19 protein-coding genes and 2 pseudogenes are annotated in these 20,528 nt (G+C 63.2%); 10 read left to right on the forward strand and 11 right to left on the reverse strand.

The features are described 5' to 3' along the window. The first annotated feature begins 102 nt into the window (after positions 1 to 102). The 5 genes from PSO31014_RS06405 to PSO31014_RS06425 all read left to right on the forward strand — a co-directional run bounded on the left by PSO31014_RS06405 (position 103) and on the right by PSO31014_RS06425 (position 5,137). Positions 103 to 1,311, forward strand: coding sequence for a branched-chain amino acid ABC transporter substrate-binding protein (locus PSO31014_RS06405; protein ID WP_150550813.1), 1,209 nt, complete (start codon positions 103 to 105; stop codon positions 1,309 to 1,311). A gap of 212 nt (positions 1,312 to 1,523) precedes the next feature. Beyond that, positions 1,524 to 2,474, forward strand: coding sequence for a branched-chain amino acid ABC transporter permease (locus tag PSO31014_RS06410; protein ID WP_150550814.1), 951 nt, complete (start codon positions 1,524 to 1,526; stop codon positions 2,472 to 2,474). Positions 2,475 to 2,492: 18 nt separating this feature from the next. Continuing rightward, positions 2,493 to 3,629: an ABC transporter permease subunit gene (locus tag PSO31014_RS06415; protein WP_174976412.1), complete on the forward strand. Its 1,137-nt coding sequence runs from the start codon at positions 2,493 to 2,495 to the stop codon at positions 3,627 to 3,629. 21 nt (positions 3,630 to 3,650) lie between these two features. Continuing rightward, a complete protein-coding gene (locus PSO31014_RS06420; RefSeq protein ID WP_150550815.1) occupies positions 3,651 to 4,424 on the forward strand; it encodes an ABC transporter ATP-binding protein in 774 nt (257 codons plus the stop codon). Further along, on the forward strand, positions 4,424 to 5,137 hold the full coding sequence (locus tag PSO31014_RS06425; protein ID WP_017232794.1) for an ABC transporter ATP-binding protein: 714 nt from the start codon (positions 4,424 to 4,426) through the stop codon (positions 5,135 to 5,137). The genes PSO31014_RS06420 and PSO31014_RS06425 overlap by 1 nt, the downstream gene beginning before the upstream one ends. A gap of 99 nt (positions 5,138 to 5,236) precedes the next feature. Here PSO31014_RS06425 and PSO31014_RS06430 read toward each other — a convergent pair whose 3' ends face one another. The 4 genes from PSO31014_RS06430 to PSO31014_RS06445 form a co-directional block, all read right to left on the reverse strand. Further along, a complete protein-coding gene (locus PSO31014_RS06430; protein ID WP_150550816.1) occupies positions 5,237 to 5,710 on the reverse strand; it encodes a GNAT family acetyltransferase in 474 nt (157 codons plus the stop codon). Next, entirely contained in the window at positions 5,707 to 6,204 is a 498-nt protein-coding gene (locus PSO31014_RS06435; RefSeq protein WP_150550817.1) for a GNAT family N-acetyltransferase, read from the reverse strand. The genes PSO31014_RS06430 and PSO31014_RS06435 overlap by 4 nt, the downstream gene beginning before the upstream one ends. Positions 6,205 to 6,288: 84 nt before the next feature. Further along, positions 6,289 to 7,557, reverse strand: coding sequence for an acetylornithine transaminase (locus PSO31014_RS06440; protein WP_246176297.1), 1,269 nt, complete (start codon positions 7,555 to 7,557; stop codon positions 6,289 to 6,291). Between the two features lie 284 nt (positions 7,558 to 7,841). Continuing rightward, complete coding sequence (locus PSO31014_RS06445; RefSeq protein WP_150550818.1) at positions 7,842 to 8,876, reverse strand: CDP-6-deoxy-delta-3,4-glucoseen reductase; 1,035 nt, start codon at positions 8,874 to 8,876, stop codon at positions 7,842 to 7,844. Between the two features lie 15 nt (positions 8,877 to 8,891). Here PSO31014_RS06445 and PSO31014_RS06450 point away from each other — a divergent pair, with 15 nt between their 5' ends. Beyond that, positions 8,892 to 10,100, forward strand: coding sequence for a Rossmann-fold NAD(P)-binding domain-containing protein (locus PSO31014_RS06450; RefSeq protein ID WP_246176298.1), 1,209 nt, complete (start codon positions 8,892 to 8,894; stop codon positions 10,098 to 10,100). Here the strand turns inward: PSO31014_RS06450 and PSO31014_RS06455 are convergent. Then, a pseudogene (locus tag PSO31014_RS06455) lies at positions 10,004 to 11,263 on the reverse strand (MFS transporter); the annotation flags it as partial. The gene PSO31014_RS06450 and the pseudogene PSO31014_RS06455 sit on opposite strands and share 97 nt — an antisense overlap. 78 nt (positions 11,264 to 11,341) lie before the next feature. Next, positions 11,342 to 11,962: an isochorismatase family protein gene (locus PSO31014_RS06460; RefSeq protein WP_150550820.1), complete on the reverse strand. Its 621-nt coding sequence runs from the start codon at positions 11,960 to 11,962 to the stop codon at positions 11,342 to 11,344. 117 nt (positions 11,963 to 12,079) lie between these two features. Here PSO31014_RS06460 and PSO31014_RS06465 point away from each other — a divergent pair, with 117 nt between their 5' ends. The 3 genes from PSO31014_RS06465 (at position 12,080) to PSO31014_RS06475 (ending at position 15,720) form a co-directional block, all read left to right on the forward strand. Continuing rightward, entirely contained in the window at positions 12,080 to 12,694 is a 615-nt protein-coding gene (locus PSO31014_RS06465; RefSeq protein WP_150550821.1) for a LuxR C-terminal-related transcriptional regulator, read from the forward strand. Positions 12,695 to 13,498: 804 nt separating this feature from the next. Further along, entirely contained in the window at positions 13,499 to 14,341 is an 843-nt protein-coding gene (locus PSO31014_RS06470) for a response regulator (protein ID WP_150550822.1), read from the forward strand. Then, a complete protein-coding gene (locus PSO31014_RS06475; protein WP_246176306.1) occupies positions 14,338 to 15,720 on the forward strand; it encodes an ATP-binding protein in 1,383 nt (460 codons plus the stop codon). Before PSO31014_RS06470 ends, PSO31014_RS06475 begins: the two co-directional genes overlap by 4 nt. A gap of 72 nt (positions 15,721 to 15,792) precedes the next feature. On the opposite strand, the gene ppk2 is transcribed toward PSO31014_RS06475, so the two are convergent. Beyond that, positions 15,793 to 16,713 (reverse strand): polyphosphate kinase 2, encoded by a 921-nt coding sequence (ppk2, locus tag PSO31014_RS06480; protein WP_150550823.1) that lies wholly within the window; start codon positions 16,711 to 16,713, stop codon positions 15,793 to 15,795. Positions 16,714 to 17,047: 334 nt separating this feature from the next. On the opposite strand from ppk2, the gene PSO31014_RS06485 reads away from it, so the two are divergent. After that, positions 17,048 to 18,064 (forward strand): transporter, encoded by a 1,017-nt coding sequence (locus PSO31014_RS06485; RefSeq protein ID WP_150550824.1) that lies wholly within the window; start codon positions 17,048 to 17,050, stop codon positions 18,062 to 18,064. 37 nt (positions 18,065 to 18,101) lie between these two features. Here the strand turns inward: PSO31014_RS06485 and PSO31014_RS06490 are convergent, their stop codons facing one another. The 4 genes and pseudogenes from PSO31014_RS06490 to PSO31014_RS06505 all read right to left on the reverse strand — a co-directional run. Next, positions 18,102 to 18,518, reverse strand: coding sequence for a VOC family protein (locus PSO31014_RS06490; protein WP_150550825.1), 417 nt, complete (start codon positions 18,516 to 18,518; stop codon positions 18,102 to 18,104). Further along, on the reverse strand, positions 18,515 to 19,042 hold the full coding sequence (locus PSO31014_RS06495; RefSeq protein WP_150550826.1) for a helix-turn-helix domain-containing protein: 528 nt from the start codon (positions 19,040 to 19,042) through the stop codon (positions 18,515 to 18,517). The genes PSO31014_RS06490 and PSO31014_RS06495 overlap by 4 nt, the downstream gene beginning before the upstream one ends. A gap of 146 nt (positions 19,043 to 19,188) precedes the next feature. Continuing rightward, positions 19,189 to 19,932 (reverse strand): annotated as a pseudogene (locus PSO31014_RS06500) (porin); the annotation flags it as partial. Positions 19,933 to 19,994: 62 nt separating this feature from the next. Then, positions 19,995 to 20,528 (reverse strand): IS256 family transposase (locus tag PSO31014_RS06505; RefSeq protein WP_150550827.1); only part of this gene is annotated, 534 nt, incomplete at its 5' end.

Raw genomic sequence — 20,528 nt, forward strand, 5'->3', positions numbered from 1 at the left:
GCATCCGCAAAGAATGGAGTTACAATGCGCGCGTTTCGCATACGAAACGTTGAATTGGCGTTACTGGCGTTATTCATCCGCCGACAATCTGGAGATAATCACATGCAACTCAAGTTCGCGAAGGTACTGCCCGTCGTTGCCGCAGTGACGCTGTTGGCGGCATGCGGTCAGAAGGAAGAAAAGCAGGCCGATTCGGGCGCCGCTTCGGCACCCGCCGCGACGACTGCCGCCAGCGGGGGCGGCGATGCGGTTGTAGTTAAAATTGGTCACGTTGCGCCGCTGACGGGCCAAATTGCTCACTTGGGCAAAGATAACGAAAATGGTGCACGCCTCGCTATCGAAGAAGCCAACAAGGCGGGCCTGACCATCGACGGCAAGCCGGTCAAGCTCGAACTGCTCGCCGAAGATGACGCGGCCGATCCGAAGACCGCAACGCAGGTCGCCCAGAAGCTCGTCGACGAGAAGGTCGTTGCCGTGGTGGGCCACTTGAATTCGGGCACCACGATCCCGGCCTCGAAGATCTATAGCGATGCTGGCATCGTGCAGATCTCCCCGTCGGCCACTAACCCGGCCTACACCCAGCAGGGCTTCAAGACGGCCTATCGTGTAGTGGCTACCGACGCTCAGCAGGGCCCGGCACTGGCCAACTACGCGACCAAGGCATTGGGCGCCAAGTCGGTGGCCATCGTCGATGACGCAACGGCCTACGGCAAGGGCTTGGCCGACGAGTTCGAGAAGACCGCGAAGGCCAACGGCCTGAAGGTGCTCTCGCACGACGCGACCAATGACAAGGCCACGGACTTCCGCGCGATTCTGACGAAGATCAAGGGTGAGCGTCCGGACATCATCATGTACGGCGGTATGGATGCGACCGGCGGCCCGTTCGCCAAGCAGTCGAAGGAACTGGGCATTGGTGCCAAGGTGCTTGCCGGCGACGGCGTGTGTACCGACAAGGTGGCCGAATTGGCCGGCGACGCGATCGACAACATCGTCTGCTCGGAAGCGGGTATGGCGCTGTCGAAGATGGAAGGCGGCGCGGACTTCGCGAAGCGTTATGAAGCCCGTTTCAACCAGCCGATCCAGATCTACGCGCCGTTCACGTATGACGCTGTCAACGTGATCATTGACGCCATGAAGCGTGCCAACTCGACCGATCCGGCCAAGATCCTGGCCGCCATGCCGGCCACCGACTACAAGGGTGTTATCGGCCACATCGCCTTCGACAGCAAGGGCGACATGAAGGAACCGGTGATCACGCTCTACAACTTCAAGGACAAAAAGAAGAGCGTGCTTGACGTGGTGAAGATGTAACTCTAAGGCATTTGCGCCATGAAACGGCACCGCTGCCTACCCGTTCGGTGCCGTTTCGATCTCTGCGGAAATACGCCGTGCCTGCATGACGGGCACGGCCCCCCCTCCTGACACAGGATTACGCCTCATTACCCGCAATTCTCTCGACCCCCTCGCGCGCCCGATCGGGCAAGCGTGTCGAGAGCCCGTTCTCGGGACAAGGAGTTAGCTTCATGGATATCTTTATCCAACAAATCTTGAACGGCCTCGTGCTTGGCAGCGTCTACGCGATCATTGCACTGGGCTATACGATGGTCTATGGCATTTTGGGCATCATTAATTTCGCCCACGCCGACGTGATGATGATCGGCGCGATGGTTGCGCTATCCACTATCAATCTGTTGATGAAAATCGCGCCGGACATGAACCCGGCGCTCATGTTGGCCATTGCCACGCTCGTGTGTATGCCCGTGTGTGCCTTGACCAATTTCGTGATCGAGCGCGTGGCTTATCGGCCGTTGCGCAACGCGCCGCGTCTGGCGCCGCTGATCACCGCGATCGGTGTGTCGCTGCTCTTGCAGACCATCGCCATGCTGATCTGGTCGCGCAACCCGCTCTCGTTCCCGCAATTGCTGCCGACCGACGCCATGACCGTGATCCCGCAGCGCGGCGACCAAATCGGCGCCGTGACCAACGGCACAGGTGTCGTGATCGTGGTCGTTGCCTTTCTCGTGATGTTCGGTCTCACGCAGCTCGTGAACCGTACCAAGCTCGGCCGCGCCATGCGGGCGACCGCGGAAAATCGCAACGTCGCCGGCCTCATGGGCGTGAACCCGAACTTCGTGATCTCTGCAACGTTCGCGCTGGGCGGCGGACTTGCGGCGCTCGCGGGCGTGATGATGGCGTCGAACTACGGCAACGTGCACTTCTACATGGGTTTCATTCCCGGGATGAAAGCGTTCACGGCGGCGGTGCTGGGCGGTATCGGCAATCTGCAGGGCGCGATGGTCGGTGGTGTGCTGCTCGGCCTCATTGAAGCGCTCGGCGCGGGGTACATCGGGGATCTGACCGGTGGTGTGTTCGGCAGTAACTATCAGGACGTGTTCGCTTTCATTGTCCTGATCGCGGTGCTCGTGTTCCGTCCGAGTGGTTTGCTCGGCGAGCGCGTGGCGGATCGTGCATAAGCGGGGAGAGACGACATCATGAATCAACCCGTGCAAACCTCCACTGGCGAGGCCACGCAGATCTCTGCGGCGGCGGCCACGCGCAAGGCCTATCGCGGCCTAGCATTCTTCCTCATCGCGGCGATTGTCGCGCCGGTGCTCGTCGGCTATGCCGGTGGCAACTACTGGGTGCGCGTACTCGACTTCGCGCTGCTCTACATCATGCTCGCGCTGGGTCTGAACATCGTGGTGGGCTTCGCCGGCCTGCTCGACTTGGGCTACATCGCGTTCTATGCCGTGGGCGCGTACGTCACCGCTTTCCTCAGCTCGCCGCACCTCACCGAACATTTTGCGTGGATTGCGCATCTGTTCCCCGGCGGGCTGCACGTGCCGGTGTGGTTCACGATTCCGATCGGGGCAGCGGTCGCCGCCACGTTCGGCATCCTGCTCGGTGCGCCGACGCTGCGTTTGCGCGGCGACTACCTGGCCATCGTGACGCTGGGCTTCGGCGAGATCATCCGTATCTTCATGAACAACCTGGACCGGCCGGTGAACATCACCAACGGCCCCAAGGGGATCACTGGCATCGAACCGGCATCGTTCGCCGGCTTCGACTTCTCGAAGGCGCACAACATCTTCGGGATCCAGGTCAACTCGGTGTACATGTATTACTACCTGTTCGTCTTCCTGGCGCTGTTAATCGCGTTCGTCTGCGTGCGTTTGCAGCACTCGCGCATCGGACGCGCCTGGGTGGCCATCCGTGAAGACGAAGTCGCCGCCAAGGCAATGGGTATCAATACACGCAACATCAAGCTGCTCGCGTTTGCCATGGGCGCGTCGTTCGGGGGGGTGGCCGGCGGCATGTTCTCGGCGTTCCAGGGCTTCGTCTCGCCCGAGTCGTTCACCTTCTGGGAGTCGATCATCGTGCTCTCGATGGTGGTGCTCGGCGGCATGGGCCACATTCCGGGCGTGATCCTGGGCGGTATCCTGCTCTCGGCCTTCCCGGAAATCCTGCGCTCGACCATGGGTCCGTTGCAGACGAGCCTGTTTGGTAGCGTCATTGTCGATCCCGAAGTGATCCGGCAGTTGCTGTACGGTCTGGCCATGATCCTGATCATGCTGTACCGTCCGGCCGGCCTGTGGCCGTCGCCGCGTCCAGAAGAGCGGACACTGTAAGTTGAGGGAGATGACCTGACTATGAGCGAACAAATTCTTCTGTCCGTCAAGGGCGTGAACAAGCGCTTCGGCGGTCTGCAGGCCCTCACCGATGTGGGTCTGGAGATCAAGCCGGGGCAAATCTACGGGCTGATCGGCCCGAACGGTGCCGGCAAGACCACGTTCTTCAATGTGATCACCGGCCTCTATACGCCGGACTCCGGCGAATTCAGGCTCGACGGTTCGGCCTACAAGCCGACCGCCGTGCACGAAGTGGCGAAGGCGGGGATTGCCCGTACGTTCCAGAACATCCGCCTGTTCGGCGGCATGACCGTGGTCGAGAACGTGATGGTCGGCCGTCACGTGCGAACCAAGATGGGCGTGATCGGCGCGATCGTCCGTTACCCGGGTGCGAAGGCCGAGGAGCGTGCCATTCGCGATCGCGCGATGGAGTTGCTCGACTATGTGGGCGTGGCGAAGTATGCCAACTACACGGCGGCGAACCTCTCGTACGGCCACCAGCGCCGTCTGGAGATTGCGCGTGCGTTGGCGACCGACCCGAAGTTGCTCGCGCTCGACGAGCCGGCCGCGGGCATGAATGCGACCGAGAAAGTGGAGCTGCGCGGCTTGCTCGACAAGATCCGTAGCGACGGCAAGACGATCCTGCTCATCGAGCACGACGTGAAGCTGGTGATGGGCTTGTGCAACCGCATGACGGTGCTGGACTACGGCAAGGTGATTGCCGAGGGTTTGCCGCAGGATGTGCAGAAAAATCCGGCGGTGATTGAAGCGTATCTGGGTTCGGGAGGCCATTGATGAGCGCAATGTTGACGATCAAGGGCCTGAAAGTCGCTTACGGCGGGATCAAGGCGGTCAAGGGGATCGACCTGAGCATCCAGCCGGGCGAACTGGTCACGCTGATTGGCGCGAACGGCGCAGGCAAGACGACCACGATGAAGGCGATCACCGGTCTGCTGCCTTGGGCCGATGGCGACATCGAGTATCTGGGCAAGTCGATTCGCGGTGTGAAAGCGTTCGATCTGCTCAAGCGGGGGCTCGCGATGGTGCCGGAAGGGCGCGGCATCTTCACGCGCATGACCATTCTCGAGAACATGCAGATGGGGGCGTATCTGCGCAACGACACCGCGGGGATCAAGCAGGACGTCGACAAGATGTTCGGCATCTTTCCGCGGCTGAAGGAGCGTCGTGACCAGCTCGCGGGCACGTTGTCGGGCGGTGAGCAGCAGATGCTTGCCATGGCGCGCGCGCTCATGAGCCAGCCCAAGCTGCTGCTGCTCGACGAGCCGTCGATGGGACTCTCGCCGATCATGGTGGAGAAGATCTTCGAGGTGGTGCGTACGGTGTCGGGCGAAGGGGTGACCGTGCTGCTCGTGGAGCAGAACGCGCGCCTGGCGCTCCAGGCCGCGCACCGTGCCTACGTGATGGACAGCGGTCTGGTCACCATGACCGGTGATGCGAAAGACATGCTCGACGATCCGAAGGTGCGCGCCGCGTATCTGGGGGAATAAGCGAGCATGAGCGTCCGGCGTGAGCCGGACGACGATCAAAGGGCGCCGAAGGCAACTCCGGCGCCCTTTGTGTTTTTCGTCGATCTTTGCGGTCGAACGTTACGGTCGAGCCCCCGCGCCCTGCGCGAGCGGCAGCCGCTTTCCGAGGCTCACGACATTGTCGGCCGCATAGCCGTGCGCGGTATAGAACGCCAGCGCATCGCGCGATTGCGTGAGCACTTGCAAGTTGAGCTTGAGGCAGCCTCGTTCGGCCAGCGCGCATTCTGCGTGGCGAAGCAGGGCGCTTGCCACGCCGCGACGTCGCAGCGCACGCCCTACCGCCAGGGAGTAGACCCAGCCGCGGTGGCCGTCATACCCGGCCATGACGGTGCCCACGATTGTCTGCTCGCGTACGGCGACGAAGAACAACCCGTCACGCATGGCGACCTTGTTGGCGATCGAGCGGCGTGGCTCGCGGTGCGGTTTGTCGGCCGAGAGATATTCGGGAAATGCGTCGCGCCAGAGGGCGAGCACGGCGTCGGTATCGGTGTCGTCGAAGCCGCGAATGTGAATGTCGGCGGGCATGGCGATCATGGCGCCTCCTGTTGGCTGGTGTAGATGTCGGGGCGATGGATCTGCATCATCTTGTTCACCGGGTCGAGCGGTTCGAATCCGTAGCGGGCATAAAGGCCCGCCGCGTCGGTGGTGGCGAGCAGAAAGCGCCGCAGCCCTTGCAAGGCGGGATGGGCCAGCACGTTCTCGCATAACCGCTTGCCGATGCCGAGCCCGCGCATCGACGGATCGACGAACACGTCGGCCAGATAGGCGAACGTTGCACGATCGGTAATCACGCGTGCGAAGCCCACCTGACGCGCCGCGCCGCCTTCGACTTGCGTGGCATAGGCCCCGAAGCACAGGGAGTGCGAGATGGCGCGCATGAGCGTCACGCGTGGGATGTCCTTCGCCCAGTACGTTTGCGTCGAGAGCGCGTGATGGATGAAGCCGATGTCGAGCCGCGCCGGGTCGGACGAAATATCGACGATGGCGTCGGCCGGCGGTGTCGGATGCGCGTGACTCAGATCGTTCATTGACGGTGCCTCCTGTGAGATGGGTTGAGCGCCGCACCGCCCGGCAAGTGCCGGGCATATCGCGACGCGCATCGAGACGATTCGTCAGGCATGCTTGGCGAGCAGCGTGTCGAGCATCGAGAGCATCTGGTCGATTTCGTCGCGGCTTACGTTCAGTGCGGGCATGAAGCGCAACAGGTTCGGACGCGCAGCATTGAGCAGCAGCCCCTCGGGAGTCATCTCGCGCGCCGCTTCGACCAGTTGCGGGCCGATGTCGCGGCCGAGCAGCAGTGCCCGCAGCAGGCCTGCACCGCGCTCGCCCTCGCCACCGTAACGCGACGACAGATGCTGCAATCCGGCACTCAGGTAGTCGGCCTGGGCGCGGACGAATTCGAGGAAGCCCGGTGCGCTGACCGTGCGCATGACCGCGAGTCCGACGGCGCACGTGAGCGGGTTGCCGTTGTACGTGCCGCCCTGATCGCCCGGCTGGAAGACCGCGAATTCGTCGCCGCAGAGCATCGCCGCGAGCGGCACGCCGCCGCCAATGCCTTTGCCGAGCGTCATGATGTCGGGCACGATGCCTGCCTGCTGATGCGAGAAGAGGGTGCCGGTGCGCCCGCAGCCGGTCTGCACTTCATCCACGATCAGCAGCAGTCCGCGCGATTTCGTGAGTGTGCGCAGTTCCTTCAGAAACGCGTCGGTGGCCGGCACGACACCGGCTTCGCCCTGAATCGGTTCGAGCATCACCGCGACGGTGTCGGGGCCGATGAGCGCTTCGACGGAGGCGATATTGTTCAGCTCGGCCTTCGGGAAGCCCGGCACCTGTGGTGCGAAGATCGTGTCCCAGCCGGGCTTGCCGCTCGCCGACATGGTGGCGAGCGTGCGGCCGTGGAAGGCATCCTTGAACGTGATGATCTCGAAACGAGCACCGCCCGATGGGTTCGGATGTAGTTGGCCCCACTTGCGGGCGAGCTTGATCGCACTCTCGTTCGCCTCGGCGCCGCTGTTCGCGAAGAAGACCTTGCCGAGTCCCGAGAGCGTGGCGAGCAGGCCGGCCAGCTCGATCATCGGCACGTTGTAGTAGGCCGGGCTGGGATTGAGCAGCAGTCCGCTTTGCGTGGCGAGCGCATCGCGCATCACCGGATGACAATGGCCGAGGCTGTTGACGGCCCAGCCCTGAATGAAGTCGAGATATCGCTTGCCCTCGTGGTCATACAGCCAGCCGCCCTTGCCGTGTGTGAACACGAGGTCGGGGCGCGACGTGATGGGCAGCAGCGCCTGGGTGCGAAATTCGGCAAACCTGGCGTGACGTGCCCCCTTGGGGGCGGCGGACGCAATGGGCGATGCAGCGGCGGACGGGTTGGCAAGCGACATGACGGTCTCCGAAGGACAAGGATGGGCGAGACGGAACAATAAAAAAAGCCACGGGGGCTACCCGTGGCTTCGCTGTGTTTGAGAACTTGCGAGTTATCGCAGTCGATAGCGTGCCGCGCGGCATCCCGGTTGGGGCAGCGTATGGCGACGTCGGATCGAGGCGATGGCAATCAGGTTCATGTCGGCAAGCATAAGTCGGTGACGCGGCGCTTGTCAAAGGGTTCGCGCGCACTGTGGCGTGCGCGCCGCGTGGCGCCCGGTCAGCATCGCTCGATTCGTGCGGCTCACAGACCGCCACCCGGGTTGTCGGCCTCGGTGGTGAACGCATCGGCGAAGAATGCCGCGTCGGGCAGGTGGTGATGCGCGATGAAGTCGCGGCGCGCCGATTCCACCATCACGGGGGCACCGCAGGCGTAGACCTCGTAGTCCGACAGATCCGGCAGGTCTTCCACCACGGCACGATGCACGAACCCCGTGCGGCCTTGCCACTGGTCTTCCGGCGCGGCGTCGGAGAGCACCGGCACGAACTTGAAGCCGGGAATCTCGCGCGCCCACTGTTCGGCCAGCTCGCGCAGGTAAATGTCCTTCAACTGTCGCGCGCCCCAGTACAGGGTCATGGGGCGCCTCAGTCCCTTGTGTACCGCGTGTTCGACGATGGCCTTGATCGGCGCGAAGCCGGTGCCCGACGCGAGCAGCACGATCGGCTTGTCGGTGTCTTCACGCAGGAAGAACGTGCCGAGGGGGCCTTCGAAGCGCAGGATTTCGCGTTCCTTCATTTGATTGAAGACGTGGTCGGTGAATACACCGCCGGGCATGTGACGCAGGTGAAGCTCGAGGAAGCCTTCCTCGTGCGGCGCGGTCGCCATCGAATAGCTGCGGCGCTTACCGTCTTTCAGAATGAACTCGATGTACTGCCCGGCGAGATATTGAAAACGCTCGTTGGCGGGCAGTTGCAGGCGCATGACGATGACGTCGTCGGCGCGGCGCTCCAGTGCATTCACGCGGCATGGCAGGCGCTTGACCGGAATGTCGCCGATGCCTTTGACCTCACGGCATTCGATCACGAGGTTGCCCTTGGCGTGCGCACAGCAGAGCAGCGCAAAGCCACGCGTTTCCTCGTCCTTGGAGAGTGCGGAGCTGGAATGCGCGCCGTGCTCGACGCTGCCCTCGACCAGCTTGGCCTTGCAGGAACCGCAACCGCCGTTTTTGCAGCCGTACGGCAGGCCGATACCCTGACGCAGCGCAGCGCTGAGCACGGCTTCGCCGTCTTCGACCTGGAACTCGCGCCCGCTCGGCACGAGGGTAACGTTGTAAGCCATACTACAATCCGAAAAATGAATAATCCGTCAAAACCCTTCGGTCGCCCGCGCCTGCTGGTGGTGGGCTGCGGCGACGTCGGCATGCGTGCGCTGCCGGCGCTCGTCAAACACTTTCGAGTCTTTGCCGTCACGTCCAGCGATGCCCGTCATGCGGCGTTGCGCGCGGCGGGGGCCGTGCCGGTTGTCGCGAATCTGGACGACGCGGCAAGCCTGCGCCGCATTGGCCGTCTGGCACCGCGCGTGTTGCATCTCGCCCCGCCCGCGGGGGTCGCCGGCAGCGGTACCCAGGACCGGCGTACCCGCCGTTTGCGCGCGGCGCTTGCCCGGCCGCCGAAGCTCACAATTGTACCCGAGGGAGGGCGGCGCGCTGTGTCGCGCCTGCCTCAAGCGCCGCGTCGCATTCTGGTCTACGCGAGCACCAGCGGGGTTTATGGCGACTGCGGCGGCGCCTACGTGGATGAAACGCGGCCACCGCGGCCGCGCTCGCCACGAGGCCAGCGTCGCGTGGACGCGGAACGCACGGTGCGCTCGCTTGGCCGACCGTCGAGGCACGCTCATGACGTGCATCGTGTACAGGCCGCTGGCCCGGCACGCGCCCGTGCGACATCGGTGAGCGCCACGCCTGCCGTCTGGCGTTTCACCGAGCGTGCGCGTGTGCCGTGGCGAACGACGCTCGTGCGCATTCCGGGGATTTACGCGGCGGACCGTCTTCCGGTCACGCGGTTGCACAAAGGCACCCCGGCGTTGCAGGCGTCCGACGACGTTTTCACCAACCATATTCACGCCGACGATCTCGCGGCGATCCTGGTGCGGGCCATGTGGCGCGGCAAGCCGCAACGCATCGTGCATGCGAGCGACGACACCGCATGGCGCATGGGTGAGTATTTCGACCATGTGGCGGACGCCTTGGGACTGCCCCGGCCGCCCCGTATTTCGCGGGACGAAGCCCGGCGCGTGCTGGAACCGACGCTGCTGTCGTTCATGTCGGAGTCGCGACGGCTCGCCAACACGCGGCTCAAGCGCGAACTGGGCTATCGGCTGAAGTACCCCGACGTGGCGGCGCTGCTCGGCACGCTCGCCCCAAGCCGCCACAACGCCGTCGCCGATATGACCGCCGACCCCACCATGAACCAGGCGACCGACGATCCCTTCCCGGTTGCGGAAAGCAACGCCGTCGTGACGATGGGGGTCGCCGCGCTGCCCAGCAAGCCGGACAGCATGTAGCTCACCGATAGGCCGGAGTAGCGAATCTCTGGGCCGAACGGTTCCGCGAGAAACGTCGCGATCGGTCCATAGTTGGCAGCGAAGGCGGTCATCATCAACAAGTAGCCGAGCAACGCCAGGGAAAATTCGCGGGCGTCGAGCAGCCAGAACAGCGGAAATGCCAGCAGCGCCTCGGCGAGGATCCCGCCCATGATCACGGGCCTGCGGCCGATCCGATCGGAGAGCCATCCAAAGGCGGGCAACAACAGGAGACAAAGCGCGCAGGCGATGAGCGCGATCGTCAGCATTGCGCTACTCGAAAAGCCCAGGGTTTGGGTGCCATATGTCAGCCCGAACGCTACGATCAGGTTGAAGGAGGTGCCCGTCGACAGGGTGGCGATGCCGCCGAGCAGTACCCGTTTCCAGTGCTTGCTCAGCAACGCGGCCAGCGGCACCTTGACCTGCGCATTGGCTTTCTGAATTCGACGGAACGAAGGCGTCTCGGAGGTGTTCAGTCGAACGTAGAGGCCGACAAAGACCAGCAATACGCTGACCAGGAAGGGGATGCGCCAACCCCATGCGAGCAGGGCGCCATCGGGCAGCATGGCGTTGCTCAAGAGAAACACGAGATTGGCGATCAACGTGCCTGCCGGCACCCCGATCTGGACCCATGACCCGAAGAGCCCACGCTGATGCTTGGGCGCGTGTTCGACCGCCATCAACACCGCGCCGCCCCATTCGCCGCCGAGCGCCAGGCCCTGCACGATGCGAAGTGTGAGGAGCAGAAGCGGCGCCCAGAGGCCGATCGACGCGTAATCGGGGAGCAGACCGATGCAGAACGTGGAGATGCCCATCATGACCAGCGAGACGAGCAACATCGACTTGCGCCCCAGCCGATCGCCGAAATGGCCGAACATCGCGGCACCTACCATTCGCGCAAGATAGGCGGACGCGAAGGTGCCGAAGGCGAGCAGAGTGCCGATCAGCGGGACAAAGCTTGGAAAGAAGACCTTGTTGAACACCAGCGCCGAGGCGGTTGCGAACACGAACAGGTCGTACCATTCGACCGTCGTGCCGATGACGCTTGCGATGGCAATGGTTTTGATGCTGCGCTCGTTTTCGTTGACTTCGTTCGCTTCGAGCGTGCGCTCAACAGTGTGTGTTTGATTCATGGAACCCTCCATGAGGACAGGGGGCGCGAGCCGGTCACCGATCGCTGGCGACGGGACCGGACACGGTTGGGGGAGAGAGCGCGCCGTCGTTTAGGCCATCGACTGTCGGATATAGGCAATCACTTCGTCTGCGCTCGACACGTCTGCATAGCGCCGGCCGACGTCGCGCAAATTGTCGCGGTGCGGACCTTCCTCGATGTCACCAACGCAGTCTTCTGGAACAATCGTGCGAAAGCCCCATTGAAAGCTGTCGATTGTCGACGCGCGAATGCATCCGCTCGTGTTGCAGCCCGTGATGATGACCGTCTGGACGCCCTCTTTCACGAAGTACGGCACAACCGGCGTCTGGAAGAAAATCGACGGGCCATACTTGCACACGACCACGTCGTAGTCTTTGTCGTAGATCCGGGGGTCGAGGGCCGAGCTGGGATGATCGAGCCTGAACTGATCGCGAACCGCGGCAATTTTCCAGTACGGCATGTCGCGCTCATTTTTGTAGGCGGTGAAGCATGTCGCGATCGGAACGTTGTGCGCGCGGGCCACCTTGAGCAGGCGCTCGGTGTTGGCAAGCCCACGCATGACCAGCGGCGCACCGCCAAGCGGGTATTTCGACTCGGTGAAGGCCAGTTGATAGTCCACCACGACAATTCCGACTTTCCCCTTCATGCCAATTCCGACAGCCCCATACGAGCGGTTTTGGTAATCGTCCATTTATGACTCCAATTCAATGAGTTGAGCGACATTGCACTTAAGAGTCTAGTGGTGCAGCATACGTATATATATACGTATCGATTACGTACGGAATCACCCTGACGGCAAGGAGATGGCATGGACGACATGACGGCCGGCGCGCTCGCGTCTGAACCGATCGACTATGAACAGGTGTTCGCGAATGTACCGGTCGCGCTCATGGTTACCCGCAGGCGAGTGATATCCGCCTGCAACAAGCAATTTCTGGACATGTTTCGGACGAGCGGCGACGCCGTGATCGGCCAGTCGGTTCGCATCCTGTACCCCAACCAGGTGGCCTTCGATCGATTTGGTGCACGTGTGATTCCCGCTCTGAAAAAGTTCGGGCGAATCATGGAACCGCGAGCCATGCTGCGGCTCGATGGGCAGTTGTTTTGGGTGAACGTGACCGGCGTCAGCGAGCACCGGGACGACCCGTACCGGGAGGCACTCTGGTTTTTTTCGGAGATGGGGGCGAGCATGAGTCTGTCGGGTGGCGCAAGTGCCGCCAACAAGCGGCTCGCAGAAACCAAGCATTCCATGACGAAGCGCGAGCGCGATGTGGCGGCATTGCTCATTCAGAACCAGACCGCCAAGGAAATTGGCATCGTGCTGGGGATCAGCCCGCGAACCGTGGAGGTCTTCCGGGGGAAGCTCTTGAAGAAGTTTGACGTTCCTACGACGCACGAACTGGTCAAGACGCTCCTTGCCTAGGCGTTTTCGGTGCGGGATGCGCACCGGCCTGCCAATCAGATTCGCGCACGGCGGCCCCGAGCGGGGTAGGCGGTCGAGACCATGGGCGCGAAAATGTGCAGACGCGGATCGTGGCCGAAGTTTTGCGGTGTCGCCGGCGCGCCCGCGCCCGGGGCAGGTCCGGAAGCGCCGTCAGCCCCGCGAGACGGGGCGCCCGGCGCGCATCGAGGGGGGGCGCGATCACGACAACGCTCGTCACCCGCATGCTCGCGACGCGACTGCACAGTGTGGAGATTGCGCGGCGCATGTCGGATGCCCAGCTCCATCCCGCGTAACGGGACAACATCGCAGTGCGGATGCGATCGCGCTAACATGAATATAATTGCTGGCTATATCGCTTAACGTCTGTGAAACGCAAGACTCGCTTCGGGCTGCCTCGTGGTCATGGCGCCGCTCGATGCCGAGGCACCTTTCCAATCCTTTCTGAAATAAGGATTGAGCTGCATTTTGTAAGATGCTTCGGCCAATGCCGGTCTGGATGAACGCACACACTTCGGTGCATCTCGACACCAAGGGAGCACACGACATGACCACAGGCATAGGCGCGCCGGGTTCGGCGCCACATCGCGCCTGGCGTTTGCCGGGGCAGGGGCCCGCCGCGACGCTCGGCACGCGTCGCGCGTCGTCGGCGCCGGATCGATTTACGAATGCGCTACGGGCGCTGTCGACGACTTCAGCGCCGTCCGCGGTGACGCAAGAAAGTGCCGTGACACTGTCGCAAGCCGCGACCGCTCGGCGACAAACTTAAACCACCGAGAGAATTTCATGAGTCTGCATGTTCTGCTGGTCGACGACGATCCTGTCGTTCGCGACCTCTTGCGCGAATTGCTGCATGCCAACGGCATGCAGGTCTCGGTGCTGCACAACGGGGCCTCGCTGCTGCGCCGGCTCGAACTCGAGCGGCCGTCGGTGATTCTGCTCGACATCATGATGCCGGAGCGCGACGGCTTGCGGGCGTTGCAGGATTTGCGCGCGGCCGGCGAAGACATCCCGGTGATCATGCTCTCGGCGCGTGGCGGGCCGCTCGACCGGGCGCTCGGGCTGGAACTGGGCGCGGACGACTATCTGGCCAAGCCGTTCGATCCTCGGGAGTTGCTCGCGCGGATTCACGCTGTGCTGCGCCGCCGCGGGCCGGTGGCCGCCAGCGCCCCCGACGCGCGCGCCCCGTACCGCTTCGGTCCGTTTGAACTCGATTACTCGCTGCGCACGTTGCAGCGCGAAGGCGAGCGTTTGCCGCTGCGCGATACCGAGTTCGCCATGCTCAAGGCGTTCACGCAGCACCCCATGCAGGTACTTCCGCGCGTCAAGCTGCACGCCATGCTCTATGGCGACGGCATCACATTTCGCGATCGCAGCCTGGACGTGCCGGTGTGGCGTCTGCGACGGCTCGTGGAAGCCGATCCGTCCGAGCCTCGCTATATCCAGACGATCCGCAGCAAGGGTTATGTTTTCGTGCCGGGCGGCGAATTGTCCGAAAGCGCGACGTCCGACTCGCGTGAGCGGTCCGGTTCAGGCGGCGCAGGCGGTCACGACGACGGGCTGGCGCTCGCCTCGCCGGCGCCGGTGGTCAAGCGCACGGTGCGCGGCTGGCGGGAGTCGGCGGCGTGAAACGGCGTTGGCTGCTGCGCGACTCGCTCTTTGCGCGCATGGCAGGGCTGGGCATTGCCGTCTTGCTGGTGATGCATCTCGTATGGAGTGCGCTGGTGTTCTATCAGCGTCCGCGTCAGCAGGTGGACGGGTTCGCGCGCGGCCTGCTCATCGCCATCCAGAGTGTGGATCAACGCGCCGTGAACCCCGGCAGCCTCGCGCCGCCGCATGGCCTGCGTCGCGTGCCGCTGGCCGACGCGCCGACGTTTGCCGATCGCGTAGAAGACGAACGCGCGGCGCGCCTGCGTCACGAGCTGCTCTCGCGCTTGCCGGTGGGGACGCAGTTGCATATGGTCGACGAGCGCAAGCGCGGGAGTTTGTGGGTCTTGCTGCCGCACCATAGCGAGTGGATCGTCATCGCGCTCGACTTGCCGCCGATGCCCCCCTTCGTGCGCGAGACGGTGGGCATTCTGATCGGCGCGGTGTTGCTGGCGCTGCTGGTGGCCTGGCAGATGCAGCGGCCGATCGCGCGCGTGGCGCAGGCCGCGCGTGTGATCGCACGTGGACGGCGTCCGGCCCTGCTGCCCGAGCAAGGGCCGCACGAGTTGCGCGACCTCACGCACGCTTTCAACGACATGGCCAAGCGCCTGGCGGAAGCGGAGGATAACCAGGCGATCATGCTCGCGGGCATTGCCCACGATCTGAAGTCGCCGCTCACGCGTCTGCGTCTTCGCGCCGACTTGATCGACAGCGACAGCTCACGCGACGGGTTTGTGCGCGACATCGCGTCCATCGATCACATCGTCCAGCAGTTCCTCGCCTATGCGCGCGACGAAGCCGATACGAGTCCACTCGTGGGCGTCGACGCGTTCTTGTGCGAACAATTTCCTGCGGGTGAGGGCGAGCACGATGACGCTGCGCCGGTGCCGAACGCGTTGGACGCGTCCACACCATCGAGCGCACGGAGTGGTCTGAGCGAATCGCGCGAATCGAGCGAGAGCGCGTCGCTGTTCGCCAGCCATTTGCGCGCGGGTCCGGGTTTCCGGTTGCCTCGCACGTTGCTCGACCGGGTGATGATGAATCTCGTGGACAACGCGCTCGAGCACGGTGAACCGCCCGTGCGTCTGGCGACCTGGTGCGAGGGGGCGGTGGGATATATCGAAGTCAGCGACTGCGGCGCGGGGATTCCGGACGATCAGGCGGCTCTGGCGATGCGTCCGTTCGTGCGGCTCGATCCGTCGCGCGGCGGCGAGGGCCATTGCGGACTCGGTCTGTCGCTGGTGGCACGGTTGGTCGAGGGGCTGGGCGGCACTGTGCGGCTGGGGACGTCGCCGGACGGCGGGCTTCGTGTCACGCTGCGCTTGCCCGTGATGCCCGCACCTGGGCTTACCGGCGGCTGAGGTGATGCCTCGGGTGGCTAGGGCGGCGCAGGCGGCGTGCCGTCGCGCTGAGCCGCCATCGATCCTGGCGCGTCAGTAAATCTCGGGCACGATCATTTCATCCGGCACCGGGTGACGCATATAGTCTTCGCTGCGGGCGCGTTCGGGCAATATCACCGACGAGCGCTCCACGTCGTGATACGGCACTTGCGCGAGCAAGTGATGCATGCAATTCAGGCGCGCGCGCTTCTTGTCGTCGGCCTGCACGACCCACCAGGGGGCTTCCGGAATGTGCGTGCGCTCAAGCATCACTTCCTTTGCGCGCGTGTAACTTTCCCAGCGGCGGCGACTTTCCAGGTCCATCGGACTGAGCTTCCATTGCTTGAGCGGGTCCTGAATCCGTGCGAGGAAGCGCGCCTCCTGTTCATCGTCCGAGATCGAGAACCAGTACTTCACGATCTGGACACCGCTGCGAACGAGCATCTTTTCGAACTCGGGCACCGAGCGGAAGAATTCTTCGTATTCGCTCTCGGTGCAGAACCCCATCACGTGTTCCACGCCGGCGCGGTTATACCAGCTACGGTCGAACAGCACGATTTCGCCGGCGGCGGGCAGATGCTGAACGTAGCGCTGAAAATACCACTGCGTGCGTTCGCGGTCGTTCGGGGCGGGCAGGGCGGCCACGCGGCACACGCGAGGGTTCAGCCGTTGCGTGATGCGCTTGATCGCGCCGCCCTTGCCGGCCGCATCGCGGCCTTCGAAGATCACCACGAGCCGATGGCGGCTGCGGATCACCCAATCCTGCAATTTGACGAGTTCGCCCTGCAGACGAAACAGTTCGCTGAAATAGTGCAGGCGGTCGCCGCGGGCCTCGGCGCTCAGGTCATTCAGCCCGGGCAGACGAAGATCGTCGATCTCCATCTCGATCTCTTCATCGTAGCTGTCGATCAGATCATCTTGGAGGCGGCGCGCAAGCGAGGCGTCGCGGTCGGCATCGGAATCGAATTGGGTCATGGCGACGATCTCTTACGGACCAAAAAAAATACGGAGGGCACCCGTCCAGCGTGGGTGACGACAGGCGGACACACGGCGTAGTCCCGCGTGCAGGGCGCACCCGAGCGTGAGCCAAAGTCTGCGACGATTTTATGACACTAGCATGGCGTTGACGAACGCCGCGCCGAGGAGTTCCCGGTCAGCCCCGCCCGGTGGGCGAAAGCGGCGTTGGCAGTCGGTGTGCGAAGTATGTGAATTGTCACAAAACAGCCATGTGACGGGGTCATGATGTCAGGCCCGTCCGCGCTGCGGCGCGGGTCACGCCGTTCCCCACTTTCGCCTACACACCGCGCGTATGTTCGCCGACTTGGTTCACAACGCTTATGGCTGCGATCAGGCGGGTCTGATCTATGGCTATCGATTCACCGACGGCACCTCGCCTGAGCCCATCGATTCGGGCGAGGCCCTCGCGTGGCTGGCGCAGGGCGAGCGTGCGCCCGGCTTCATGTGGCTGCATTTCAACTTCGCGCATGCCGCGTGCGAGCGGTGGCTGCAGCAGCATCTGCGCTTGCCGGACGAATTCTACGAGCATCTGAGCGAAGGCTCGCGCTCCACGCGCATCGAGCATTCCGACGACTGGCTGCTGGCCGTCATCAACGATGTGATTTTCGCGTTCGACATCGCGCAGTCGGAGATTTCGACGCTGCGTGTCGCGGCCAATGCCCGGCTGCTGGTGACGGGTCGGGTGAAGCCGCTGCGATCCATCGATAAGTTGCGCGCGTCGGTCAAACGTGGCGAAGCGTTCCGTTCGCCGCTGGCGTTGCTCGTGCATTTGCTGCGCGATCAGGCAGATGTGCTCGAACGCATCGTGCGCGAGACGAGCGGGCGCGTGGATATGGTCGAAGACCGGCTATTGCAGCAGCGTATCGAGAGCAATCGCGCCGATCTGGGGTCGTTGCGCCGGGTGCTCGTGCGCTTGCAGCGATTGCTGGCACCGGAGCCGGCGGCGCTTTTTCGTCTGCTGAGCCGTCCTCCGCCCTGGGGGCATGTCGAGGACGTGCAGGAGTTTCGACAGGCAACCGAAGAATTTGCCGTCGTGCTCAATGACTTGTCGGCCTTGCTGGAGCGAATCAAGCTGCTGCAGGAAGAGATTGCGGCAATGGTCAGCGAGCGCACCGAGCGCACGATCTATACGCTCACCGTCGTGACCGTGCTCGCCCTGCCCATCAACATCGTGGCGGGCTTCTTCGGCATGAACGTGGGCGGTATACCGCTGGCGGATCATCCGCATGGCTTCTGGGTTCTGGTCGCGATCGTCGCCACGGGGACCGCCGCCGCCGGTGGATGGGCGTTTCGGCGGCGGCCGGATTGATGGTGTCACGTCGAACAGCGACGCCATCGCGGGCGGTTCATTGACCGTCCGGCGAGGCTTGAATCATCTTCCAACCATTGCCGGCCGGGTCGCGAAATCCAGCGTCGACACTGCCGTAGCGCTCGACCGGCGCCTGCGTGAACTCGACGCCGCTGGCTTTCAGCCTGGCGTAGCTATCCTGGCAGTCCGATACGTGAAGCACCAGTGGCGGCATGGCGCCCTTGGCGACCATCGCCCGCAACGTTTGCGCGGTCGCGTCGTCGTGGATGGGCGGGCCAGGGGCGAATAGGCCGAGCTGGAACGAGGGCTGGTCCGGATGCTGGACCGTGAGCCAACGGTATGGCCCGTTGCGCACGTCCGTGTGAACGCGGAATCCGAGCTTCTCGACGTAAAACGCGAGCGCTTCATCCTGATCGTCGACGTACACACCGACCACTTGAATGCCTGGCTTCATAAGACCTCCTTGGTTGATGGAGGGACTGTACCTTTGGTCGCGCGGCGGCGCTTCTCCAAAACTGCGATCTTGAGATCGGGCCGCTGCGCCGCTTTCAGGACGCAGGCCGGAACACGATCCAGGCAGTTGGGCGCGGTGGTCCGCGCCGACTGTCGAACGGTGCTTGGGCTTTGCCCATTGATGTCGCGAAAGATGCGGCCGAACGTGCCAACGCTCTCCCAGCCGGTGGCAAAGGAAATCTCGGTAATGCTCAGATCGGTGTCGCGCAACAGCGTGTTGGCCTGCTCGATGCGCCGTGTCAGCAAGTAGCGATGTGGAGGAATGCCGAAGGCTCGCTTGAACGAGCGCGCGAAGTGCGCTTCGGAAGTGCCGCTGACCGCGGCCAGGCGCTTGACGGGCCAGGCCTCGTGCGAGGCCGAGTCCATGCGGTCTTTGGCGCGCAGCAGACGCCGCAGCAAGGCCGGGTCTTCCAACGGCGCGGTGTCGGCCGGTTCGACGCAAGGGGCCGAAGACGGGGTTGGCATCGAGTCACGACGGCATTCGCGAGGGGCCATGAGTTCCAACGGCGCAGACGAGATCCGCCTAGTTTAGGCGAAACAGGGGGGGCGGGTATCGCCGTGCGCGCAGGGGGAGGTGGCGGGCGCCGCCAGAGGCCGAATTCCTGATGTCTTCAGAAAGTATGGTGCATGCCGCTCAGCACAAGCACCTGATTTTCATTGCTTGATGCCCCCGCGATCGAAAGATATGCCTTTGCTCCGGCGTTGGTGTGCTCGCACAGCGCTTGCAGATACAGTTGCGTCGACTTGGACAGCGAGTAGATGTATCCCACCTCGACCTGCGACCATCGGTGACCGGACATCGTTGTCGTCGCAACGCCTCCAGTCACTTGATTGGAGAGCGTTAGCTGGTACTCGGCACCAGCCTCGTAGGTCTGGTAGACGTCGGAGGCGGCGCCTTTTTCAAGGCGAACGCGCGTGTAAAGCCCGTGTACGCGAAGATTGCCGACTGTGTACAGAAGGCCTGCACCGAATGTCTGCGAATGGTCTGCAACGTATGCAGAAGCTGCGCTTCCTTGAAATGTGGTGAGACCTGTTGCCGCGACGCCAAAGGCGCGATTGTGCTGGTTGGAGAAAATGGCTGCCGTTTTCAGATTCCCGGACGCGAAATCGACGCCGATGCTGAAGGTGTTGCCGAAGCCAAAATTGGCCGTATTGCCAAGGCCGAACACCGAACTTGCGGAGAGGCCGTGATAGTTCGCGGAACGATACTTGATCGCATTGTCGATCGATGACGTCGCCGAGTTTGCGAGATTGTCGATATTGCCAGGATGGAACGCGTTCCATGACTGTGCGAGATAGGCGTTACTAAGCGGGGTGAGCAAATCGAAGTTAAGAGAACTTTGGTGCCCGACGGTAAGGGTGCCGGTGGTCGGCGAGGGGGGGTGTCAGAATTTCCGTGTTCAAGGCGAGTTGAGAATTACACGGACGGTCGAACGAATCGATCCGCGTAAAGGATAGCGAATTGGTTCATTGCTGTCTTCCAGTCCTTGGCCGCTCGCCCCCAATCGGCCGTAATGTTGCGCAGCGCCAGCCAGATAAGTTTGGTTGCGGCATCATCGCTCGGGAAGTGCCCGCGGGTCTTGATGATCTTGCGTAGTTGCGAGTTGATGTTCTCGATGGCGTTGGTTGTATAGATCACCTTGCGCACTTCCGGTGGAAACGCAAAGAACGGAATCACGCGATCCCAGGCATTACGCCAGGCTGCACTGACCGGCGGAAATTTCTGGCCCCATGGTCCAGCGGCGAAGCTATCGAGTTCGGCCTGTGCGGCTTCGGCGCTCGGTGCGGTGTAGATCGGCCGGATCGCGGCAGCGAGCGATTTGCGGTCTTTCCAGCTCGCATAATCGAGGCTATTGCGGATCAGGTGAACGATGCAGGTTTGCAGCGTTGTTGCCGGAAATACGGCAGCCAGCGCCTCGGGCATGCCCTTGAGGCCATCGGTCACCGCAAT

It is taken from the genome of Pandoraea soli (assembly GCF_902459595.1).
In the GTDB taxonomy this organism is placed as follows: Bacteria; Pseudomonadota; Gammaproteobacteria; order Burkholderiales; family Burkholderiaceae; genus Pandoraea; species Pandoraea cepalis.